This is a genomic window from Nonomuraea fuscirosea (genome assembly GCF_003001935.1).
GTDB lineage: Bacteria > Actinomycetota > Actinomycetes > Streptosporangiales > Streptosporangiaceae > Nonomuraea > Nonomuraea fuscirosea.
Genome location: NZ_PVNG01000082.1, coordinates 1 through 1829, shown reverse-complemented (window position 1 = coordinate 1829; position 1829 = coordinate 1). Strand labels below are relative to the sequence as shown.

1 protein-coding gene and 1 pseudogene are annotated in these 1829 nt (G+C 61.5%); one reads left to right on the top strand and one right to left on the bottom strand.

Features of this window, described 5'->3' with window-relative positions; translation table 11 throughout:
• Positions 1–177 precede the first annotated feature (177 nt).
• Positions 178–453, top strand: coding sequence for a hypothetical protein (locus B0I32_RS57355; RefSeq protein ID WP_146178782.1), 276 nt, complete (start codon positions 178–180; stop codon positions 451–453).
• A gap of 1001 nt (positions 454–1454) precedes the next feature.
• On the opposite strand, the pseudogene B0I32_RS56170 reads toward B0I32_RS57355, so the two are convergent.
• A pseudogene (locus B0I32_RS56170) lies at positions 1455–1733 on the bottom strand (IS30 family transposase); the annotation flags it as partial.
• Positions 1734–1829 lie beyond the last annotated feature (96 nt).

Below are 1829 nucleotides of genomic sequence, written 5' to 3'. Positions count from 1 at the left end.
TAACGACGACGTACACAACGTTCGCGTTCAAAGTGCGCTGGTACACCCAGCTAGACGAAGAGGGCAGTTTCGCCCGGTGGCTGCTGACCCCTGCATGAACCTTGTAATCAGTAGGTGTCCAAGTGATCGCCACCATTGTCGCCGAGACAGCGCCGTCGGCTACAGAAGGGACAACAGGTGATCACCTTCGACGGGACCTTCTATCGCATCACGGATCCGGAGTTCGAAATGACGATCCCGGCATGGGAGGTATACGAGCCGGACAATGCCGACGAGGCGGACGCGACGTTCACATACCGCGACGGCTCACGCAGGTATGCGACCTTGATGACCCTGGATGTCGTCAAGCGCAACATGGACAAGAATGGAGACACGGGTGATTGTCTCGCTGGAGGTACTTTTGGTGCTCGGACTTGGCCTGCTCGCCCTGGTGCCGATGGCAAGAAGAATTGAACGCCCCGGCCCCGAGGGGTGAATTTCAGGGGTCGTCGCAACACCGTGATCAACTACTAGCAGCGAGAATCATAGCGAGACGCTCGGCTGGAATACCCCGCTGAGCGTCTTGCGCCGCTTTGCAGAAAGAAGACCCTGGCCTGTGGCCGCGAGTGGTCCGGCTGTCAGGTCGTGAGTTCGGTAAGCTCAGGATCATTGTCGCACTGGGCGCCACCGCCGTCGGGCCGTGCCTTGAGGCCGCACCCGCACGGCCGACATCGCCGCGGTGTGGAAGCGGGTGGAAAACGACATAACCAGGCAGTCTAGTCAGAATTCCCCGCGGATCCGGGGGCCTGGTCTGCCCTTGCGCTCCTGATCATATCGCCGAGCAAACCGATGATCATTCCGAGGCCGCATACCAGGAATGCCCAACCGAATGTGCGGCGCGGGATCCATGCATCGAACGTGATCGCCAGTCCGCTCACGATGACGCAGCCAGCAAGCAGCCAGCACAGGACACGGCCTGAGATACTCCTACGGCGCCCTGCCAGCAGGAACGCGAGGACGACGGCTTCGACCAGTCCTGGCCAGGCCATCCGCACGTAGTCCCAGCCACCGCCGAGGGAGACGTGCGTGGCCTCCTCAAGGACGGATACAGTAGCAACTGATCGACAGTTAGGCCCACCAGGAAGAACGGGAAAGCCAGCAGCGGCATCAGCACTCCCCCATACATCGAATCGCCGAAATAACCGTCGACGGTCAGCCACGTGAGGACGGCTACGGCGGCCGCATAGGACAAGGCCGTGAGGAGTGCGAGCGGGCGGGCCGTCCCGGCAATGGTCCGGATCAATGAAAGGCCTTCCGCATTGGAGGTCATCAATAACGGGGTGGGGTGATCTAGCGGTACTTGATCACGCAAAATACACCACCCAACGGGACGCCACATCAGGTTCACTCCTCACGCGGGATGCTTAGGACGGCATCAGCCATCGGCAGTTCCGGATGGCCGGAGCAGAGTGGGTCTAGTCGCCAGCGGAGAGCAACACATCAAGACGCTCAACGGGCGTGTCCCAATTGAGCGTCTTTCGCGGTCTCGCGTTGAGTTCAGCGGCGACGGCATTGGGGTCCTGGCGGGTGTGGACGGACAGGTCGGTGCCTTCAGGGAAGTACTGGCGTAGCAGGCCGCTGGTGTTTTCGTTGGACCCGCGCTGCCAGGGGCTGGCTGGGTCGCAGAAGTAGACGGGCATGTCGGCGGCGATGGTGAACTCGTGGTGGCGGCCCATCTCGCTGCCCTGATCCCAGCCCGCGTTCCGCGTAATTCGGGGTTCCCGGAGGTCGTAGCGACCTGAACGCGCAGGTCAGGGACTTGGAGTCTGGATGAACGGCTAGATTCACCT